At 48.7% G+C, this 509-nt stretch carries 1 protein-coding gene; it reads right to left on the reverse strand.

The window, feature by feature from the left end:
- A partial coding sequence (locus AB4496_RS26705) for a tandem-95 repeat protein (protein ID WP_372132928.1) occupies positions 1-509 on the reverse strand: 509 nt, incomplete at both ends.

Genomic DNA, 509 nt, shown 5'->3' on the forward strand with positions numbered 1-509 from the left:
CCATCAGAGATATCAAAGCTGATATCGATGTCGCCATTGAAGTTCTCATCTGGCGTGATGGTGAAACTGCCGTCATCGTTAGCTACAACCGTCGCATCACCACCAACCGTTAGGTCGCTCGCTGTCAGGTCATCGCCTTCCACATCTGATGCTTGAGAAAGCAGCTGCTCTTGGCTTAGACGAATTGAACCATCTTCGTCGATTGAGTACGCTAGGTCGCCCGATACTGGCGCATCATCAACAGCTCTAACACTCACATCGATGTTGGCAGAGACTGTATCGGTACCATCTGATACATCGAAACCGAAGTTTACGTCGCCATTAAAGTTTTCATTCGGTGCGAAGGTGTATGTGCCATTACCGTTGTCGGTAAGAATACCGTCGCCACCGTCGTAGGTCACACTTTCAATAGTAAGGTTGTCACCTTCAATGTCCGTTGCGCCGGTTAACAGGTCTGCATCAGTGAAGATTAACGTGCCGTCTTCTTCAACGCTGAACTGTTGATCTTG

It is taken from the genome of Vibrio sp. 10N.222.46.A1, assembly GCF_041473595.1.
GTDB lineage: Bacteria > Pseudomonadota > Gammaproteobacteria > Enterobacterales > Vibrionaceae > Vibrio > Vibrio tasmaniensis_A.